This is a genomic window from Dickeya lacustris (genome assembly GCF_029635795.1).
GTDB lineage: Bacteria > Pseudomonadota > Gammaproteobacteria > Enterobacterales > Enterobacteriaceae > Dickeya > Dickeya lacustris.
In genome coordinates, this window is the sequence record NZ_CP114280.1 from 2,847,641 (window position 1) to 2,866,647 (window position 19,007).

16 protein-coding genes and 2 pseudogenes are annotated in these 19,007 nt (G+C 56.0%); 13 read left to right on the plus strand and 5 right to left on the minus strand.

What is annotated here, in order from left to right:
- The first annotated feature begins 307 nt into the window (after nt 1–307).
- Nucleotides 308–2,864, plus strand: a pseudogene (locus O1Q98_RS12940) (class I adenylate cyclase).
- Nucleotides 2,865–2,935: 71 nt separating this feature from the next.
- On the opposite strand, the gene cyaY reads toward O1Q98_RS12940, so the two are convergent.
- Nucleotides 2,936–3,259, minus strand: coding sequence for an iron donor protein CyaY (gene cyaY, locus O1Q98_RS12945; RefSeq protein WP_125260959.1), 324 nt, complete (start codon nt 3,257–3,259; stop codon nt 2,936–2,938).
- Between the two features lie 77 nt (nt 3,260–3,336).
- Between cyaY and lptM the strand changes: the two genes are divergently transcribed.
- The 8 genes from lptM to O1Q98_RS12985 all read left to right on the plus strand — a co-directional run bounded on the left by lptM (nt 3,337) and on the right by O1Q98_RS12985 (nt 11,628).
- Entirely contained in the window at nt 3,337–3,498 is a 162-nt protein-coding gene (lptM, locus tag O1Q98_RS12950) for an LPS translocon maturation chaperone LptM (protein WP_240632842.1), read from the plus strand.
- An 88-nt stretch (nt 3,499–3,586) separates the two neighbouring features.
- Nucleotides 3,587–4,411, plus strand: a complete 825-nt coding sequence (gene dapF / locus O1Q98_RS12955) for a diaminopimelate epimerase (protein ID WP_125260957.1) — start codon at nt 3,587–3,589, stop codon at nt 4,409–4,411.
- Nucleotides 4,408–5,109 carry a DUF484 domain-containing protein gene (locus O1Q98_RS12960; protein WP_125260956.1) on the plus strand — a complete coding sequence of 234 codons (702 nt, stop codon included), beginning with the start codon at nt 4,408–4,410 and terminating at the stop codon, nt 5,107–5,109. Before dapF ends, O1Q98_RS12960 begins: the two co-directional genes overlap by 4 nt.
- The gene (gene xerC, locus O1Q98_RS12965) at nt 5,106–6,014 is read left to right on the plus strand and encodes a tyrosine recombinase XerC (protein ID WP_125260955.1); all 909 of its coding nucleotides are present in this window, start codon (nt 5,106–5,108) and stop codon (nt 6,012–6,014) included. Before O1Q98_RS12960 ends, xerC begins: the two co-directional genes overlap by 4 nt.
- Nucleotides 6,014–6,730, plus strand: a complete 717-nt coding sequence (gene yigB / locus O1Q98_RS12970) for a 5-amino-6-(5-phospho-D-ribitylamino)uracil phosphatase YigB (RefSeq protein ID WP_125260954.1) — start codon at nt 6,014–6,016, stop codon at nt 6,728–6,730. The genes xerC and yigB overlap by 1 nt, the downstream gene beginning before the upstream one ends.
- An 85-nt stretch (nt 6,731–6,815) precedes the next feature.
- Nucleotides 6,816–8,978 (plus strand): DNA helicase II, encoded by a 2,163-nt coding sequence (gene uvrD / locus O1Q98_RS12975; RefSeq protein WP_125260953.1) that lies wholly within the window; start codon nt 6,816–6,818, stop codon nt 8,976–8,978.
- Nucleotides 8,979–9,349: 371 nt separating this feature from the next.
- Nucleotides 9,350–10,300 (plus strand): magnesium/cobalt transporter CorA, encoded by a 951-nt coding sequence (corA, locus tag O1Q98_RS12980; RefSeq protein WP_125260952.1) that lies wholly within the window; start codon nt 9,350–9,352, stop codon nt 10,298–10,300.
- 224 nt (nt 10,301–10,524) lie between these two features.
- On the plus strand, nt 10,525–11,628 hold the full coding sequence (locus O1Q98_RS12985) for an AbrB family transcriptional regulator (RefSeq protein WP_416232434.1): 1,104 nt from the start codon (nt 10,525–10,527) through the stop codon (nt 11,626–11,628).
- Here the strand turns inward: O1Q98_RS12985 and rarD are convergent.
- Nucleotides 11,599–12,507, minus strand: coding sequence for an EamA family transporter RarD (gene rarD / locus O1Q98_RS12990; RefSeq protein WP_125260951.1), 909 nt, complete (start codon nt 12,505–12,507; stop codon nt 11,599–11,601). The genes O1Q98_RS12985 and rarD overlap by 30 nt on opposite strands.
- A gap of 114 nt (nt 12,508–12,621) precedes the next feature.
- Nucleotides 12,622–13,092, minus strand: coding sequence for a thioesterase family protein (locus tag O1Q98_RS12995; protein WP_125261006.1), 471 nt, complete (start codon nt 13,090–13,092; stop codon nt 12,622–12,624).
- Between the two features lie 291 nt (nt 13,093–13,383).
- Between O1Q98_RS12995 and pldA the strand changes: the two genes are divergently transcribed.
- From pldA to rhtC, 3 genes and pseudogenes are all read left to right on the plus strand, one after another.
- A complete protein-coding gene (pldA, locus tag O1Q98_RS13000) occupies nt 13,384–14,253 on the plus strand; it encodes a phospholipase A (protein ID WP_125261005.1) in 870 nt (289 codons plus the stop codon).
- 123 nt (nt 14,254–14,376) lie between these two features.
- Nucleotides 14,377–16,207: pseudogene (gene recQ / locus O1Q98_RS13005) on the plus strand (ATP-dependent DNA helicase RecQ).
- Between the two features lie 48 nt (nt 16,208–16,255).
- Nucleotides 16,256–16,876: a threonine export protein RhtC gene (rhtC, locus tag O1Q98_RS13010; protein ID WP_125260949.1), complete on the plus strand. Its 621-nt coding sequence runs from the start codon at nt 16,256–16,258 to the stop codon at nt 16,874–16,876.
- A gap of 173 nt (nt 16,877–17,049) precedes the next feature.
- On the opposite strand, the gene O1Q98_RS13015 is transcribed toward rhtC, so the two are convergent.
- Nucleotides 17,050–17,607, minus strand: coding sequence for a TetR/AcrR family transcriptional regulator (locus tag O1Q98_RS13015; RefSeq protein WP_125260948.1), 558 nt, complete (start codon nt 17,605–17,607; stop codon nt 17,050–17,052).
- A gap of 94 nt (nt 17,608–17,701) precedes the next feature.
- Here O1Q98_RS13015 and O1Q98_RS13020 point away from each other — a divergent pair, with 94 nt between their 5' ends.
- Nucleotides 17,702–18,181, plus strand: coding sequence for an HPP family protein (locus O1Q98_RS13020; protein WP_125260947.1), 480 nt, complete (start codon nt 17,702–17,704; stop codon nt 18,179–18,181).
- A 106-nt stretch (nt 18,182–18,287) separates the two neighbouring features.
- On the opposite strand, the gene rhtB is transcribed toward O1Q98_RS13020, so the two are convergent.
- Nucleotides 18,288–18,908, minus strand: coding sequence for a homoserine/homoserine lactone efflux protein (gene rhtB, locus O1Q98_RS13025; protein ID WP_125260946.1), 621 nt, complete (start codon nt 18,906–18,908; stop codon nt 18,288–18,290).
- Nucleotides 18,909–19,007: the final 99 nt, after the last annotated feature.

A 19,007-nucleotide genomic window follows, 5' to 3' on the forward strand; every position in this document is an offset into this window, starting at 1 on the left:
GTAACATCGAAGCCCCGGCCATTGAAGGCAAGCCGGTAGAATCGCCTTGATGTCGGAAGGGATAATGTCCAGGATAAATCTTTGCTGAGGGATAGTCGCAGGGGGCAAAAACGGCGATAATCTATACAGCGTTGTAGCATCATTAATCACCTCTAACTTTCTTTAGTTTCTTTACGCTCTTTCAGCAAGGTGTTAAATTGATCACGTTTCCAGCAATCATCTGCCCATCATTCTTCCAATATCTACTCAGGGCGGGTTCGGAAATAATGGCTCTTTTATCGGCACTGGGATAAGCAGGCGAAACGTCTTGTACTTCTACATCGAGACCCTGAAGCAAAGACTGGATGCGATCAACCAACTGCGTGTGGATCGTGCTCTGGAAGCAATGAAACCGGCTTTTCAGCAGGTATACAGTCTTTTGCCAGTATTACTACATCACCACCACCCTCTCATGCCCGGTTATTTGGAAGGCAAAGTGCCGCACGGTATTTGTCTTTTCTCACCGGACGAAAGACAGCAGCATTATCTTGATAGCGTCGAGCTGCGCTGGGGCGAACTTACCACGCCTGACCGTAAAGGCCAGTTACCGATAACCGGCGTCTATTCGATGGGCAGCACCTCGTCTATCGGGCAGAGTTGCAGTTCTGATCTGGATATCTGGGTGTGTCATCAGTCCTGGCTGGATGGTGAAGAGCGCCAGCGTTTACAGCAGAAATGTTCGTTGCTGGAAAAATGGGCCGCCGGGCACGGCGCTGGACGTCAGTTTTTTCCTGATGGACGAAAACCGTTTCCGCCACAACGAGAGCGGTAGTCTGGGTGGTGAAGATTGCGGCTCTACGCAACACATTCTGCTACTGGATGAGTTTTACCGTACTGCCGTGCGCATGGCGGGTAAACGCATTCTGTGGAACATGGTGCCGGAAGAAGAAGAAGCGCATTACGATGAGTTCGTCTTGTCGCTCTACGCCCGTGGCGCAATCGCACCTAACGAGTGGCTTGATTTAGGCGGGCTTGGCGCGCTTTCTGCAGAAGAGTATTTCGGTGCCAGTCTGTGGCAGCTCTATAAGAGTATTGACTCCCCCTATAAAGCCGTGTTGAAAACGCTGCTGCTGGAGGCGTACTCATGGGAATACCCGAATACCCGCTTGCTCTCCAGCGAGATTAAATCCCGTTTACATAATGGCGAGATAGTCTCATTCGGTCTTGATCCTTACTGCATGATGCTAGAGCGCGTCACCCATTATCTTACTGAGATTGATGATCAAACCCGGCTTGATCTGGTGCGTCGTTGCTTTTATCTCAAGGTTTGCGAAAAACTGTCTCGCGAACGCGCCTGCACCCAATGGCGTCGGCAGATTCTGACGCAACTGGTGCAAGAGTGGGGATGGAGCAGAGAACGTCTGGTGATGCTGGATAATCGCGCTAACTGGAAAATCGGTCAGGTGCGTGAGGCGCACAACGAATTGCTGGATGCGATGATGCAAAGCTACCGCAACCTGATTCGTTTTGCGCGCCGTAATAATTTGAGCGCCAGCGCCAGCCCGCAGGATATTGGCGTGCTGACCCGTAAATTGTATGCGGCGTTCGAAGCGCTGCCGGGTAAGGTCACGCTGGTTAATCCACAGATCTCGCCTGATTTGTCCGAGCCGAATCTGACCTTTATCTACGTGCCTGCCGGGAGAGCGAATCGCTCAGGTTGGTATTTATACAATCAGGCACCGTCAATGGATGCCATTATCAGCCACCAGCCGCTGGAATATAACCGTTACCTCAACAAACTGGTGGCCTGGGCATATTTCAATGGGCTGCTGACACCGTCAACCCGGTTGCACATTAAAGGGCACGGGCTGTGTGATATCGCCAAACTCCAGGAACTGGTGTCAGACGTTTCCAGCCATTTCCCGCTGCGCGTTGCGGCACCGACGCCTAAAGCGCTGTATAGCCCGTGTGAAATTCGCCATTTGGCGATTATCGTCAATCTGGAGCATGACCCGACGGCCATGTTCCGCAATCAGGTGGTACATTTTGATTTCCGCCAGTTGGATGTATTTAGCTTCGGCCAGCAGCAGCAATGCCTGATTGGTAGTATTGATTTACTGTATCGCAATTCGTGGAATGAGGTGCGTACCCTGCATTTCAGCGGCGAACAGGCGATGCTGGAAGCATTGAAGACGATTCTTGGCAAAATGCATCAGGATGCGGCGTTGCCTGAATCGCTGGAAGTGCTCTGCTACAGCCAGCATTTACGCGGCCTTATTCGCACCCGTGTGCAGCAATTGGTGTCGGAATGTATTGAGCTGCGTTTATCCAGTACGCGTCAGGAGCCGGGGCGTTTTAAAGCGGTGAAAGTGGCTGGTGAAACCTGGGGCCTGTTTTTTGAGCGCCTTAGCGTGTCCGCGCAAAAACTGGAAAATGCGGTAGAGTTCTACGGGGCGATTTCGAATAACAAACTTCAGGGCTTGCCGGTTCAGGTAGAAACCAATCACATTCATTTGCCGCCGGTGGTGGATGGGGTCGCGAGCGAAGGGATTATTCAATTCTTCTTTGAAGATCAGCCGGACAATAAAGGGTTCAATATCTATATTCTGGACGAATCCAACCGTGTTGAGGTGTATCACCACTGTGAAGGCAGCAAAGAGGATCTGGTGCGCGATGTCAGCCGTTTCTACTCCTCTTCGCACGATCGTTTCACCTACGGTTCCAGCTTCATTAACTTTAACCTGCCGCAGTTTTATCAGATAGTTCAACTGGATGGCCGCACCCAGGTGATTCCATTTCGCAGTAGCGCGTTATCGCATTTGTGTGTGACGCCGTCATCGGAAGAGAAAAACCGGGTACTCAATCAGCGCCTTCAAATTCAGTAAGTCTGTCACCGCCAACCGCCGGGGAACCCGGCAGCTGGCGGCGTCTGAGCGCGGTGCTGTTGCCGGTCACGTCACTCGTCAAACTGTACTGATTCGCCGCTTTGTTCCGTGCAGGCTTGCGCCAGTAATGCCATAAAATCCTGGCCGCTGCGGTCACATAGCCAGCGACCTTGCTGATAGCCGAAATGGTAGCCGCCGCTCTTGGTGGCCAGCCACACCTGATGCATGGGTTCCTGACGGTTAATGACGATTTTACTACCGTTTTCAAAGCCGAGAGTCATCACGCCGCCATTGGTTTCATAATCGATATCCGCATCGCCCTCAAAGTTATCCAGCGTTTCTTCTATCTTGAGCATCAGCGCGTCGGCCAATTGGTGAAACTCGCTATCGTTCATATTCGATTCCTATTGATTTTCAAGATCCACCTGCGATTATAGAGAGCATAGCTATCTGAATAACAGGTTTTAACGACATGAAAACAATTTTTCGTCAGGGCGCGCTGGCTATGCTGGTGTTGTCGCTGGCTGGCTGTGGTTTGAAAGGCCCGCTGTATATGCCACCGGAGCAACCTGCGCCGGTGAAGAAAACCCAGACACAACAAACTCAGGCTCCGCAAACTGCGCCTGTCCGGTAATTATCGGCTAGCAGGCAAGGTGATAAATAAATAGCGCGGGCAGCGGCAGGACGCCGCGCATGCCCGCTTAACGCAGCGGGGTCAGAAAATGCAGTTCACCAAAATGCACGGCCTTGGCAACGACTTTATGGTTGTTGATGCCGTCACTCAGAACATCTACTTTTCGCCGGACTTGATCCGCCGTTTGTCCGACAGGCACTGTGGGGTGGGGTTTGATCAGTTATTGATAGTCGAACCGCCTTACGATCCAGAACTCGATTTTCACTACCGTATTTTCAATGCTGATGGTAGCGAGGTGGCGCAGTGTGGCAACGGCGCCCGGTGTTTTGCCCGATTTGTGCGTCTTAAAGGGCTGACCAATAAACGCGAGATTCAGGTCAGTACCCACAATGGCCGTATGGTGTTGTCGGTGACGGATGACGAATTGGTGCGGGTCAATATGGGTGAGCCCAATTTTGAGCCGCAGCAGGTGCCGTTTCGCGCCGCCAAAGCCGAGAAAACCTATATTTTCCGTGCCGGCGACCACACGGTGTTATGTGGCGTCGTCTCCATGGGCAACCCCCATTGTGTGATTCAGGTCGATTCGACAGACACCGCGCCGGTTGAGACGTTAGGGCCATTGCTGGAAAGCCATGAACGTTTTCCCGAACGGGCCAACATTGGGTTTATGCAGGTGGTCAACCCGAATCTTATTCAATTGCGGGTATTTGAACGTGGTGCCGGTGAAACGCAGGCCTGCGGTAGCGGCGCATGTGCGGCAGTTGCCGTCGGTATTCAGCAAGGGCTGCTGGCCGCCGATGTGAAAGTCAAACTACCGGGCGGTGTGCTGGAGATCCATTGGGACGGCCCTGGCCATCCGCTCTTTATGACCGGCCCGGCAACGCATGTCTATGACGGATTTATTCACCTATGAAGAGTCTGGAAGAGCAGGTTGAACGTCACGAACTGACTGACGAGCAGGTGTTAGCGTATTTACATCGGCACCCTGACTTTTTCATTCATCACGCCCGTCAGGTTGACGTATTGCAGGTTCCGCATCCGGTGCGCGGGGCGGTGTCGCTGGTGGAGTGGAAGCTGTCCCGCCAGCGCCAGCGCATTGCCTATCTTGAAGAAGAGATTCGCCTGTTGACGGAGCAGGCGATGCGTAATGAGACACTGTTCAATCAGTTATTGCAGCTCCAGCTGACGCTCTCAAACGCTGCATCATTGCAGGACTTGCTTGACCAGTTAAACCGCTGGGCTCGTCAGCTTGGGCTGGTGGGTGCCTCTATTCGCCTGTTTGCCGATCGCTGGCGCATTGGCGCGCCGTCAGACTTTACCCATCTGGCGTTGAACCGCACGTTGTTTGAGCCGCTACGTATCCACCGCCTGGGCAATCGCGCCCACTATCTGGGTACGCTCAATGGCCCGGAGTTATTGTTCCTCATGCCGCAGGCGCGTCATGTCGGGTCAGTCGCGCTGTCGCTGCTCGGTAAACAAGGCGATTTGGGCGTGTTGATTTTTAGCAGTCGCGATAGCCATCATTATCAGGAAGGGATGGGCACGGATTTGCTCGCGCATCTGGCCGCGTTATTGCCACTGCTGCTGGAACGGTGGCTGGAGCGCCTATGAATTGTGACGACGCCCTGATAACGCCGGTCGAGGCCTTTCTGCGCTATCTGCGGGTTGAGCGGCAACTGAGCCCACTGACCCAACGTAGCTACGCTCACCAGTTGCACACCCTCATCACGATGCTGACTGCTTCTGGTGTCGCGGACTGGACGGCGTTGGATGCCGCCGGGGTGCGCTCGCTGGTGGCGCGTAGTAAGCGCGACGGGCTAAATGCCGCCAGCCTTGCCCAGCGGCTGTCAGCGTTGCGCAGCTTCCTTGACTGGCTGGTGGGGCGTGGCGAGCTTCCGGCGAATCCGGCAAGAGGGGTGCCTGCTCCCAAAGCAGGTCGCCACTTGCCTAAAAACATGGATGTGGATGAAATGAGCCGCCTGCTGGAGATAGAAAATCACGACCCGCTGGCGGTGCGCGATCGCGCCATGCTGGAGGTGATGTATGGCGCGGGCCTGCGTTTAGCGGAATTGGTTGGGCTTGATTGCGGCCACGTTAATCTCGACAGCGGCGAAGTCTGGGTGATGGGTAAAGGCAGCAAAGAGCGCCGTTTGCCGATAGGGAAGACAGCCGTGGCCTGGTTACGCCAGTGGCTGGCTATCCGTGATATCTATGCGCCGGATGACGATGCGGTGTTTGTTTCAAGCCTTGGCCGACGGATTTCGATGCGCAATGTGCAAAAACGTTTTGCCGAATGGGGCGTGAAGCAGGGGCTGAACAGCCATGTGCACCCGCATAAATTACGCCACTCGTTCGCCACCCATCTGCTGGAGTCCAGCGGCGATTTGCGCGCTGTACAGGAGTTGTTAGGCCATGCGAATCTGACGACCACCCAGATTTATACCCATCTGGATTTTCAACATCTGGCATCGGTGTACGATGCAGCCCACCCCCGCGCCAAACGAGGTAAACCCTGATGTATTTTTATCGCCCGCTTGGCCAAATTGAGGCCATCACCTTCGATTTGGACGACACCTTGTATGATAACGCAGAGGTGATTCGGCGCACCGAGGTGGAATCGTTGCAGTTTTTGCAGCGTTATCACCCCGGTTTGCAGGCGTTGACCAGCGAAAAGTTACGTCAGCTACGCCAGCAGTTATTGGCGCAAGACCCAGAGATTTATCACGATGTGACACGCTGGCGTTGGCAGAGCGTGCAACTGGCGATGCGTGAAGCGGGCCTGTCGGAGCAGGAGGCGAAAGAGGGCGCGGATGCGGCGATGGCGGAGTTCGCCCGTTGGCGCAGCCGCATTGCGGTGCCGGAGCAAACGCATGAGACGCTGCGCGCGCTGGCGCAGCTCTGGCCGCTGGTGGCTATCACCAACGGCAATGCCGACCCGCATGCCTGCGGTCTCGGTGAGTATTTCCACTTCATCTTGCGCGCTGGGCCGGATGGCCGCGCGAAGCCTTATCATGATATGTACCATCTGGCGGCTGAACGTCTGAATAAGCCGCTGCGCCACTTGCTGCATGTGGGCGACGATCTGACCACCGATGTGGCGGGTTCGTTGCGTTGTGGTATGCAAGCCTGTTGGATAAACACCCAGGGCGGCAACCTGATGCACCAACCCGATGCCCGCTTGTTGCCGCATGTCGAGATTTTCAGTTTGGCATCCCTGACCACGTTGCTATAATCCAGCGACTTTTACTGTATACAAAACCAGTGGGATGGGTCTCCGCTCCGGGGCCGGGTTCCCTGTTGACGGAAAACCAACGGCTATGGACGTATCTGACCTGCTTGACAGCCTGAACGATAAACAGCGCGATGCCGTAGCGGCAGCGCGCAGCAATATGCTGGTACTGGCGGGGGCTGGCAGTGGCAAAACCCGCGTGCTGGTACACCGTATTGCCTGGTTGCTGACGGTAGAGAACTGCTCGCCGTACTCCATTATGGCGGTGACATTTACCAATAAAGCCGCCGCTGAGATGCGCCACCGTATCGACCAGCTGATTGGCACCAGTCAGGGTGGCATGTGGATTGGGACGTTTCACGGCCTGGCGCATCGCCTGCTGCGCGCGCACCATCTGGATGCCGGGTTGCCGCAGGACTTTCAAATCCTCGACAGTGAAGATCAGCTCCGGCTGTTGAAGCGGCTTATCAAGGCATTGAACCTTGACGAGAAACAGTGGCCGCCCCGGCAGGCGATGTGGTACATCAACGGCAAAAAGGACGAAGGGCTGCGGCCTGCCAGCATTGAAAGTTATGGCAATCCGGTCGAGCAGACCTGGCTGCGCATCTATCAGGCCTATCAGGAAGCCTGTGATCGCGCCGGGCTGGTTGATTTTGCCGAGTTGCTGCTGCGCGCTCATGAGCTGTGGCTCAATAAGCCGCACATCCTGCAACACTACCGCGACCGCTTTCACAACATTTTGGTGGATGAATTTCAGGACACCAACCGCATTCAGTATGCCTGGGTGCGCCTGCTGGCTGGCGACAGTGCGCGTGTGATGATTGTGGGCGACGATGATCAGTCGATTTACGGCTGGCGCGGGGCGCAGGTAGAAAACATCCAGCATTTTCTGCGCGATTTCTCGCAGGTCACGACCATTCGGCTGGAGCAAAACTACCGCTCGACGGCCACTATCCTCAACGCCGCCAACGCGCTGATTGCCCATAACGGCGACCGATTGGGCAAAAACCTGTGGACTGACGGCATCGACGGCGAGCCTATCTCGCTTTATTGCGCGTTTAACGAGCTCGACGAAGCGCGCTTCGTGGTGAACCGGATTAAAGTCTGGCAGGAAACCGGCGGTGCGCTCAGTGAATGCGCCATTCTTTATCGCAGCAACGCCCAGTCGCGTGTGCTGGAAGAGGCGTTACTGCAACAAAGCCTGCCGTACCGAATTTATGGCGGTATGCGCTTTTTCGAACGCCAGGAAATCAAGGACGCGCTGTCTTATCTGCGTTTGATGGCGAACCGTAACGATGATGCTGCGTTCGAGCGGGTGGTGAATACCCCGACGCGCGGCATTGGCGATCGCACGCTTGATGTGGTGCGCCAGACGGCGCGCGATCGTCAGTTGACGCTGTGGCAGGCCACTCGCGCCTTGCTACAGGAAAAAGCGCTGGCCGGGCGCGCGGCGGCGGCGTTGCAACGTTTTCTGGAACTGGTGGAGGCACTCGCCAGCGATACGGCGGAACTGCCGCTGCATGTGCAAACTGACCGGGTGATCCGTGATTCCGGTTTGTGGAGCATGTACGAGCAGGAGAAGGGCGAAAAAGGCCAGACGCGGGTGGAAAACCTGGAAGAACTGGTGACGGCGACCCGTCAGTTCAGCTATCAGGATGACGATCAGGATTTACTGCCGCTACAGGCGTTTTTATCCCACGCGGCGCTTGAGGCGGGCGAAGGCCAGGCCGATGCCTATCAGGATGCGGTGCAACTGATGACGCTGCACTCAGCCAAAGGGCTGGAATTCCCGCAGGTCTTTATCGTCGGGATGGAAGAGGGCATGTTCCCAAGCCAGATGTCGCTGGATGAAGGCGGCCGTCTGGAGGAGGAGCGCCGTCTGGCGTATGTCGGCGTGACGCGGGCGATGCAGAAACTGACGTTGACGTATGCCGAGAGTCGCCGCCTCTACGGTAAGGAAACCTATCATCGTCCGTCGCGGTTTGTCGGCGAACTGCCGGTCGAGTGCGTTGAAGAAGTGCGCTTGCGCGCCAGCGTGTCGCGCCCGGTCAATCATCAGCGCCTGGGCACGCCGGTCAGCCAGAGCGACAGCGGCTATAAACTGGGGCAGCGGGTGCGTCATGCCAAGTTTGGCGAGGGCACTATTGTTAACGTTGAAGGCAGTGGTGAGCATTGCCGCATTCAGGTGGCTTTCGCAGGGCAGGGCATCAAATGGCTGGTGGCGGCCTATGCGCGTCTGGAGGCGCTCTAACCCTCTGAACTGCTGCGCCTGACGCCGCGTTGCCACTGTTTACCCACTGTAACGGCTGGACACAGACTAATCATCTGTTTGTCTGTTGACAGCCTTTTTCATCTCGGCGTAACATGCGCCCATCATTATTCCCGGAGGACCCACGCCTTGGACACACCCAGTCGATACTGGCTCACTAACCTACTGATTAGGTTCCACTTCTAAGGCTATCTTCCCTCGTGCTGATAGCCTTAGTGGTTGTCAGCGATATCATGTTGTCGCATCGAGTCAGCACCGTCTCACGGCCTGAAACCTGATGGTGACTCTTCATCCTGTTTCTGTGTTTCAATCGCGTCTGGTCCCTCTTTAGTTACATATTGGGAGCATGGCCTATGCTGAGTGCATTCAAACTCGATAACTGCCGTCTAACTCGTCTGGAGCTGGATGACGATGATGACCTGACCACCTCGTTATGGGTGGATCTGGTGGAACCGGAAACCGAAGAGCGAGAGCGGGTGCAGCAGCAACTCGGCCAAAGCCTGGCAACACGGCCTGAGCTGGAAGATATCGAGGCCTCGGCCCGTTTTTTTGAAGATGAAGACGGCTTGCATATCCACTCCTTTTTCTTTTACGAAGACGCCGATGACCACGCCGGTAACTCAACGGTCGCGTTCACTATTCGTGATGGCCGCCTGTATACCCTGCGTGAGCGTGAGTTGCCCGCGTTTCGCCTCTACCGGATGCGCGCCCGCTTGCAAACGCTGGTAGACGGCAATGCCTATGAACTGTTGTTGGATCTGTTTGAGACCAAAATCGAGCAGTTGGCTGACGAAATTGAAAATATCTACAGCGATTTAGAGGCGTTGAGCCGCGTCATCATGGATGGCCGTCAGGGTGATGAATATGACGATGCGCTCTCCACGCTGGCAGAGCTTGAGGATATCGGCTGGAAGGTGCGCTTGTGCTTGATGGATACCCAGCGTGCGCTCAACTTTCTGGTGCGCCGCGCCCGGTTGCCGAGCGGCCAGCTTGAGCAGGCGCGTGAAATCTTACGCGATATCGAGTCCCTGCTGCCGCACAACGAATCGCTGTTCCAGAAAGTGAACTTTTTGATGCAGGCGGCGATGGGCTTTATCAATATCGAACAGAACCGCATCATCAAAATTTTCTCGGTGGTGTCCGTGGTGTTCCTGCCGCCGACGCTGGTGGCCTCCAGCTACGGGATGAACTTTGAGTTTATGCCAGAGCTGAAATGGGCGTATGGCTACCCGGGGGCGATGTTGCTGATGCTGCTGGCTGGTCTGGCTCCTTATCTCTACTTTAAACGCCGCAACTGGCTGTAATGCTCGCGTCGTCAACCCTATCGTTCAGGCAGCCTGTGGTCGTCGAGACTGACGGGCCTGCCGTCTGACGCTCTGTCGTCTCTTGATACTTGATAACCGGTATTTTTTGATAACGAACAGCTTTGGCACAGATAGATGCCTGTTCGTGGAGTTTCCGCGCTAAAATCGCTGTTCTGTCTTTCTGCTGTGACCGGGTGTCAGTCATGGAGAGGTTTACTGGCGCGATGCCACCTTGCGAATCCAAATCATCCCTATCAAAACTAGCCCTATCAAAATCAGCCCTATCAAAAATAAAGCAATGGGGCATCTTGCTGGCTGTCTCGTTACTGCTTGGTTGGGTGTTGCAGCACTACCATGTGCCTGCCGCGTTGTTACTCGGGCCGATGCTGGTTGGCGTGACGATGGGCTTGAAAGGGGCCACGATCCGCGTACCTCGTCCGCTGTTTTATGCCAGTAACGCGGTGCTGGGTTGTCTGGTGGCGCAAAGTTTGTCGTTATCGATTTTGACGCCGCTGGTCAACGAGTGGCCGCTGGTGGTGTTTGTCTTGCTCTCGACCCTGGTGGCCAGCGGGTTATCCGGCTGGCTGTTGATGCGCTATAGCGAGCTGCCCGGTACCACCGGCACCTGGGGCGCTTCGCCGGGGGGCGCGTCCGCTATGGTGGCGATGGCAGCGGATTTCGGCGCGGATGTGCGGCTGGTGGCGTTTATGCAGTACCTGCGCGTGGTGATGGTAACGGCGGCGGCAGCCGTTGTCGCCCGCGCCGGTCTTGGCACCGGCGCGCAGGCAGGCAGCGAGCTGGCGTGGTTTCCGGCGCTGGACTGGCATTTTCCGGCCACACTGGTGGTGGCATTTAGCGCCGCCTGGCTTGGCCGCCGCTTACGTATTCCTTCCGGCCAACTGCTGGGGCCGATGATTATCGGCTCGATGCTGCATTCTAGCGGCACATTAACGCTGCAAACCCCCGAATGGTTACTGGCATTGGCGTATGCGCTGATTGGCTGGAGTGTCGGGCTGGCGTTTACCCGCCCGGTGTTTTTGCTGGCGCTGCGCACCTTACCGAAAATGATGGCCTCGATTGTGGTGCTGATGCTGCTCTGTGGCGGCATGGCATTGATGCTGACTCACCTGTTGTCTGTCGATATTTTGACGGCGTATCTGGCGACCAGCCCCGGCGGGCTGGATTCGATTGCGATTATTGCCGCAGGCAGCCGGGTGGATATCGCCTTTGTGATTGCGATGCAGACCTTGCGTTTGCTCTCCACCCTGATTTTTAGCCCAATGCTGTCGCGCTATATTTCACGCCACGCGGTGGTGGCTGCGGCGTAAGCGCCGCTGGGTGTAGAGCGCATCCAGCGTGAAAACCAACAGCCCCAGCCAGATAAAAGCGAAGGTGATCAGGCGGTCTGGCGTGATGGTTTCGCCATACACCAGCACCGCCAGCAAAAAGGTGAGCGTGGGGGCCAGATACTGAAAGAAACCCAGCGTGGAGAGCCGTAACCTCACGGCCGCCGCCGTGAAGAACAACAGCGGAATGGTGGTGACGATGCCTGAAATCATCAATAACAGATTGAGTGATATCGGGTTGCTGGCGAGATGGCTGCTGGGCGAGTCCGCCAGCCATAGCAGATAAATCATCGCCGCAGGCAGCAGCCACAGTGTTTCAAATAACATACCGGTCTGGCCATCGATGGCGATTTTTTTGCGCAGCAGGCCATAAAACCCAAAGCTGAATGCCAGCGTCAGGGCGATGACCGGCAGCGAGCCGAGCGTCCATAGCTGAACCAGTACGCCACATAGCGCCAGTATCACCGCGAGCCATTGCATCGGGCGGAAACGCTCGCCGAGAAACAGCATGCCCAACAGAATATTCACCAGCGGGTTGATGAAATAGCCCAGGCTCGATTCAAGCATGTGGTTGTGGTTCACCGCCCAGATGTACACCAGCCAGTTGCAGCCGACCAGCGCGGCGGTTAATGCCAGCAATAACAACTGGCGCGGACGGCGGCAGGCTTGCCGCACCGCTGCCCACTTACGGCTCAGACTGAGCAGCAGTACCATAAAAACGAATGACCAGAGAATGCGGTGGCTGAGAATTTCGCTGGCCGGTATCTGATGGAGCAGTTTGAAATAGACCGGGGCCATGCCCCAAATCAAATAAGCGCCGAGCGCGAATAGCATGCCCTGACGTTGTGAAGAAACACGCATGGAGAGACCTGACCCTGCAAGCTAAAAACCCAGTCTATCGAACGATGTGCATGCTGTCTTGTTTTCGAGTGGCCGATGATTAGCCACCGAGAGGGTTAGCCAACGATGAGGGGGTTAGCCAACGATATAGGTCGCCACCGCGCTGGCAAGATGTGCGTGCTTTTCGTTATGCAGTTCGGCGCGGGCCACGGCGATTTTATTGCCGCTGCGCAGAAGCTGGCTGGTCAGCGTAAAGTGCTCGCCCCGCCCGGGCCGCAGGTAGTCTACCCGCAGGTCGATGGTGCCCATGCGCGCCAGCCGCTGGTGCAGTTCCGGCTGGGTTAACGAAGGATGGCGCAGCAAGGCGCTGCCGACGCACACCAGCCCGGCGGCCACATCCAGCCCGGCGGCAATCACGCCGCCGTGTAAAATCTGCTGCAACGCATTGCCAACCAGCTTGCGCTGGTGGTGAAAATGCAGTGTGACCGTCTCCGGGGTGAAGGTGTCCAGCACCAGGCCTAGCTCCTGATTAAACGGCATCTGATAAATAAACAGATCGCCGACAAGCTGGCGGATGCTGTCTTGAGAAAGCGGGGCGTTGGACATCATGACGATCCTGTTGTTTGTTTTTGTTTATGTGCAAGTTAATAAATTGTTATTTTAGCCGCCGCTGTGGTTTCCCGCCATGTCATCACAATGCGCCGGGCGCGCTTTGTGGCATGAACAACGTTGTGGCGATAAACGCCGCTGTACCTGTTGCATGAGCTGTGTACACTATGCAGCCTGATGAGCCTCGTGCCAGTGATGACCAGGACTGGGCCTCGACTACGGCTGAAGCAACCCTCGCGGCGTGTTATCTGCCTTATGCCTGTCTATTGAACGTGGGAAGAGAACATGATGTATAAATCGGGCTGGATAGCCGCAGCGTGGATGCTGGCGGCCAGCGCTCAGGCGCAGGAAGCACGGGTACAAGAAATTCATGATGCGCCTCAGGTGCCGGGCAGCATTATTGCAGGTCTGCTCGAGAAGCATGACACGCCCTTTATACTTTATCCCTATGAAAGCAATTACTTGCTCTACACCTACACCAGCAACATCAATAAACAGGCGATAGAGAGCTATAGCTGGGCTGAACATGCCCGCAAAGACGAAGTGAATTTCCAGATAAGCCTGGGCTTCCCGCTGTGGCGAGGGATTGCCGGTGATAATTCACTGTTGGGGGCGTCTTATACCCAGCGTTCATGGTGGCAGATGTCGAACAAAAGCCAATCGACACCGTTTCGTGAAACCAACTATGAACCGCAGCTGTTTTTAGGCTGGGCGACGGATTACCGCTTGGCGGGCTGGACACTGCGCGACGTCGAGGTGGGGTTCAACCATCAATCCAATGGCCGGGCAGACCCGACCTCGCGTAGCTGGAACCGGGTTTACGCGCGGCTGATGGCGCAAAACGGCAACTGGCAGGTCGAGTTCAAACCCTGGGTGCGCTTACATGACAGCCAGGACGATAACCCGAACATTATCGACTACATGGGGCATTATCGCGTGCGCGTTGGCTACCGTTGGGGTGAGGCGATTATCAGTGCCGAAGGGCGTTATAACTGGAACAGCGGTTATGGCGGCGGCGAACTTGGCTGGAGCTACCCGATTAACGCGAATGTGCGTTTTTATACCAAGGTGTTCAGCGGTTATGGTGAATCACTCATTGATTACAACCACCGTCAGACCCGCTATGGCATTGGCGTGACGCTGAACGATCTGTTCTGATAACCGGCACTGGCGCGGCAGAAAAGCCCGCCACAGACGTTGCAGTTTTGACAAACGGCGCTGAAAATAGCGCCTGTTTGCGTTTTTCTCCCGGTGCGGGAATAACTTTAAAGCGGTGAAGGCGTGTCTACGGCAGACGTAGTGAATAGAGAAACGCTGGCGGTGCAGGTATTGCGGGAAACCTTTGGTTATCAGCAGTTTCGACCCGGCCAGCAGGCGATTATCAATGCTGCCATCGGCGGGCGTGACTGTCTGGTGATTATGCCGACGGGCGGGGGGAAATCCCTGTGTTATCAAATTCCGGCGCTGGTGCTGGATGGGCTAACGCTGGTGGTGTCGCCGCTGATTTCGCTGATGAAAGATCAGGTTGACCAGCTACAGGCTTACGGTGTGGCGGCCGCCTGCCTCAATTCCACGCAAACCCGTGAACAGCAGCAAGAGGTGTTCAACGCCTGCCGCCGTAATGAGCTGAAATTGCTGTATGTCGCGCCCGAGCGCCTGAGCACCGAAGGGTTTCTGGAACAGCTGGCTTACTGGAACACCACGCTGATTGCCATTGACGAGGCGCACTGTATTTCCCAGTGGGGCCATGATTTTCGCCCGGAATACCGCGCGCTCGGTCAAATCAAACAGCAATTTCCAGCGCTGCCGGTGGTGGCGCTGACCGCCACGGCAGATGAGACTACCCGGCAGGACATCGCCCGCCTGCTCGATTTGCGTGACCCGCTGATTAACATCAGCAGTTTTGACCGGCCCAATATTCGCTATACGCTGGTCGAAAAATTCAAACCCCTCGACCAACTCTGGCTGTTTATTCAAGGCCAGCGCGGTAAAAGCGGCATTGTTTATTGCAACAGCCGGGCCAAGGTGGAAGACCTGTGCGCACGGTTGCAAAACCGGGGCCTGAGTGCCGGAGCCTACCATGCCGGGCTGGAAAATGAGCGTCGGGCACAGGTGCAGGAAGCGTTTTTGCGTGATGACCTGCAAGTGGTGGTGGCGACCGGTCGCCTTTGGTATGGGGATCAACAAACCCAACGTGCGTTTCGTGGCGCACTTTGATATTCCCCGCAACATTGAGTCCTACTATCAGGAAACCGGACGCGCCGGGCGCGATGGTTTGCCTGCGGAGGCCGTGTTGTTCTATGACCCGGCGGACATGGCGTGGCTGCGCCGTTGTCTGGAGGAAAAACCGGCTGGTATGCAGTTAGATATTGAGCGCCACAAGCTCAATGCCATGGGCGCGTTCGCTGAAGCGCAAACCTGTCGCCGTCTGGTGTTGCTGAACTATTTTGGCGAGAACCGCCAGCAGCCGTGCGGTAACTGTGACATCTGCCTTGACCCGCCACGGCGTTATGACGCGCTGGTGGATGCGCAAAAAGCGTTATCCTGCGTGTACCGCGTCGGCCAGCGTTTTGGCATCGGCTATATTGCGGAAGTGTTGCGCGGCGCGAATAATCAGCGTATTCGTGAGTTCGGCCATGATGCATTGCCGGTCTACGGCATTGGTAAAGACAAAACCCAGGAGCAGTGGGTCAGTATTTTGCGTCAACTGATCCATCTTGGTTTGCTGGCGCAAAATATCGCTCACCACAGCGCGCTGCAATTAACCGAGTCTGCCCGGCCGGTGCTGCGCGGTGAAATGCCGCTGCAACTGGCGGTGCCGCGCGTTGGCAGCCTGAGCAAACCCAAAGCCAGCCAGAAAAGCTATGGCGGCAACTATGACCGCAAGCTGTTTGCTAAACTGCGCAAATTGCGTAAATCGATTGCCGATGAAGACAATATTCCCCCCTATGTGGTGTTCAGTGACGCCACCTTGCTGGAAATGGCGGAATTGCTGCCGGTGACAGCCAGTGAGTTGCTGGCGGTCAATGGCGTAGGCCAGCGTAAGCTGGAGCGTTTTGGTACGCCGTTTATGACGGTGATTCGTGAACATCTGGATAATGGCGAAGCGTAAAGCGGTAGCCTGACAACCCTGACCAAAGAGAACAGGAGCAGACAGACGATGTTAATGTTGTTTATGACCGTGGCGCTGGTGCATTGGGTGGCGCTGATGAGCCCAGGGCCGGATTTCTTTTTCGTCTCTCAAACCGCTGTCAGCCGTTCACGACGCGAAGCCTTGATGGGCGTGCTGGGCATTACGCTCGGCGTCGTCGTCTGGGCCGGTATTGCGTTGATGGGCTTGCATTTGCTGCTGGAGCGGATGGCCTGGCTGCACCAGATTGTCACCGTTGGGGGCGGCGTGTATTTGTGTTGGATGGGCTGGCAGCTGTTGCGTTCGTCGCTGCGTCAACGTAGGTCTTCTGACGCTCCCGCTGAGACTGCGCTGTCGCATCAGGGCAAAACTTTTATGCGTGGCTTTTTGACCAACTTGTCTAACCCCAAAGCGCTTATCTATTTTGGTAGCGTGTTCTCGCTGTTTGTCGGGGATGATGTTGGCGCGGCGGCTCGCTGGGGCCTGTTTGCGCTGATCTCGCTGGAAACACTGCTGTGGTTTAGCCTTGTGGCGCTGGTGTTTGCTCTGCCTGCAATGCGCCGTGGCTATCAGCGGTTGGCAAAATGGATTGATGGCCTGGCCGGTGCGCTGTTTACCGGTTTTGGTCTTCACCTGATTATTTCGCGTTAATCTGCCAAACGCGAATGTGCCAGGCGTGAATATGTAAAAGCGTAAATGTGTAAAAGCGGGTGAGTGTCGTCAAATAGTCCGTTGGCGAATCGTCATCAACCGCTTTGCTACGGCGCTGCGGTCTCCTGCGTTGTCCGGCAGGGCCCGCGTCGCCAGCGCCGAAGGTCATACCCTCAGCCTTTCATGGTTAATCCGTACTCGGCGAGCGCAATGCATTTTGCAGCGGCGTCGAGGTCTTGGCCGACAAACGCTGCCACAATCGCCCCCTCTTTGAGTAAGCACAGCAATTCAAGGCCCTCTGCGCTGACGGTGGGTAAATGCTGTTGCAGTAGCAGACGGACTTTTTGTTTGTGCTCACGGCAATAGCGCGCCAGCGGGCTGGAAGGGTCGCGAATTTCTGCCGCCGTATTGATGAAAAAGCAGCCGTGAAAGGCGCTCAGTACCTCAACATTTCCCTTAAACCAGTCCGTCAGCGCATGAAACAGGCAGCGCACCACCTCATTGGGGCTGGTCGCCTGTGCCAACGCGGAAGAGAGCCAGTTCATGAAGATTTGATCCCGGTGTGCCAGCGCCGCGAGCACCAGCTCATTCTTGCTGGGAAAATGATGATAAAGGGTTTTCTTGGCGATCCCCGACACCTCTAGCACTTCGTTGATACCCACCGAGTTTATGCCCTTCTGATTAAACAGTGTCAGGGCGGTGATGATGAGCTGTTGCCGTTTGTCATTCATAGCTTTCCTCCTGAGAATATATTGACAAAAGTAGACCGATTTGTCTACCCTGAATGTAGACAGAGTTGTCTACTTTGGTTAACAGGAGCTGTGCATGATAAGAAAGTGGGTTTTTCCGTTGGTATCCGGCCTGGGCGCAGCCCTGGCGATTGGTCTGTTGTCGTATGTGGATTCACTGCAATCGGGCTGGATATTACTGATGGCACCGTTCGGCGCGACGACGGTATTGGTGTTCGGCGTCCCGACAAGCCCGCTGGCGCGCCCGAAGAATGTGATTCTGGGGCATGTTATCACCGCGTTGATAGGCGTCTGCTTTGTACAGTGGGGCGACGTTAACCCGCTGACGCTGGCGCTGGCGACCGGGCTTGCGGTGAGCGCCATGCTGTTGACCGGCACCACGCACCCGCCTGCGGGTGCCAATCCGTTACTGATTATGCTGACAGGGCAAAGCTGGTCGTTCTTGCTGACGCCGGTATTGGTGGGCGCGGTCATCATCGTGCTGCTCGGCAGCGTGGTGAACATTTTACGCCGCCACCCGATGTGGCAGCGTTTCACCGTGCAGAAGGCTGACTAGCTCAGGCAGGCCCGGCGGGGTGCGGTATTGCTGTGGGTCGGCGAGAACCGCCAGGGGCTGCGTGACCGCGTGCAAGCGGCCACTGTCGTCGGTATTCAGGCTTTATTCAGGCTTTGCGCGCGGTTGCCAGCAATGCGCCGACCAGCATAAACAGCGAGCCAAAGGTGCGGTTAAGCTGTTTGAGCTGGCGCGGGCCTTTGAGCCAGCGTGCGATGCGCTGCGCCAGCGTGGCGTAGCCAATCATCACCACCACATCGACCAACACCGTTGTGGCGCCCAGTATCAGATACTGCATCGCCTGGGGCTGGTGCGGCACAATAAACTGTGGGAACAGCGCGGCCAAAAACACAATGCTTTTCGGGTTGGTCAGGTTGACCAGAACGGCGCGCTGGAACAGACGACGACGCGGCAGGCTGTTGGCCAGCGTTTGCAAATCCAGTGCGCCTGCGCTGCGCCACTGCTGAATGCCAAGCCAGATAAGGTAGGCGGCACCAAACCATTTCAGCAGGTCAAACGCCAGTACCGATTGTGACAGCAACGCCCCCAGGCCAATCCCCACCAGCACGATATGTATGGATAACCCGAGCTGGAGCCCGGCAATAGAGGCGACAGCCCCACGGTAGCCGTGACTGATGCTGGTACTCATGGTGTTAATCGCCCCCGAACCGGGTGACAGGCTTAAAATCAGTGTGGTGACAAGATAGGTTAACCACCAGTCTGGCGTCATAGCGGAATACTCCCTGAATGCGGCGTTTTATGCCACAATACGCCAATGCCTGTGTTTGTGCCATAGCTCACAAAAACCACGCCGATGAGTAAGCCACCC

What these genes read in the sequence shown, in the direction of transcription:
- cyaY (WP_125260959.1), bottom strand. Translation starts at nt 3,259, where the DNA reads ATGAACGATAGCGAGTTTCACCAATTGGCCGACGCGCTGATGCTCAAG.
- lptM (WP_240632842.1), top strand. Translation starts at nt 3,337, where the DNA reads ATGAAAACAATTTTTCGTCAGGGCGCGCTGGCTATGCTGGTGTTGTCG.
- dapF (WP_125260957.1), top strand. Translation starts at nt 3,587, where the DNA reads ATGCAGTTCACCAAAATGCACGGCCTTGGCAACGACTTTATGGTTGTT.
- O1Q98_RS12960 (WP_125260956.1), top strand. Translation starts at nt 4,408, where the DNA reads ATGAAGAGTCTGGAAGAGCAGGTTGAACGTCACGAACTGACTGACGAG.
- xerC (WP_125260955.1), top strand. Translation starts at nt 5,106, where the DNA reads ATGAATTGTGACGACGCCCTGATAACGCCGGTCGAGGCCTTTCTGCGC.
- yigB (WP_125260954.1), top strand. Translation starts at nt 6,014, where the DNA reads ATGTATTTTTATCGCCCGCTTGGCCAAATTGAGGCCATCACCTTCGAT.
- uvrD (WP_125260953.1), top strand. Translation starts at nt 6,816, where the DNA reads ATGGACGTATCTGACCTGCTTGACAGCCTGAACGATAAACAGCGCGAT.
- corA (WP_125260952.1), top strand. Translation starts at nt 9,350, where the DNA reads ATGCTGAGTGCATTCAAACTCGATAACTGCCGTCTAACTCGTCTGGAG.
- O1Q98_RS12985 (WP_416232434.1), top strand. Translation starts at nt 10,525, where the DNA reads ATGCCACCTTGCGAATCCAAATCATCCCTATCAAAACTAGCCCTATCA.
- rarD (WP_125260951.1), bottom strand. Translation starts at nt 12,507, where the DNA reads ATGCGTGTTTCTTCACAACGTCAGGGCATGCTATTCGCGCTCGGCGCT.
- O1Q98_RS12995 (WP_125261006.1), bottom strand. Translation starts at nt 13,092, where the DNA reads ATGTCCAACGCCCCGCTTTCTCAAGACAGCATCCGCCAGCTTGTCGGC.
- pldA (WP_125261005.1), top strand. Translation starts at nt 13,384, where the DNA reads ATGTATAAATCGGGCTGGATAGCCGCAGCGTGGATGCTGGCGGCCAGC.
- rhtC (WP_125260949.1), top strand. Translation starts at nt 16,256, where the DNA reads ATGTTAATGTTGTTTATGACCGTGGCGCTGGTGCATTGGGTGGCGCTG.
- O1Q98_RS13015 (WP_125260948.1), bottom strand. Translation starts at nt 17,607, where the DNA reads ATGAATGACAAACGGCAACAGCTCATCATCACCGCCCTGACACTGTTT.
- O1Q98_RS13020 (WP_125260947.1), top strand. Translation starts at nt 17,702, where the DNA reads ATGATAAGAAAGTGGGTTTTTCCGTTGGTATCCGGCCTGGGCGCAGCC.
- rhtB (WP_125260946.1), bottom strand. Translation starts at nt 18,908, where the DNA reads ATGACGCCAGACTGGTGGTTAACCTATCTTGTCACCACACTGATTTTA.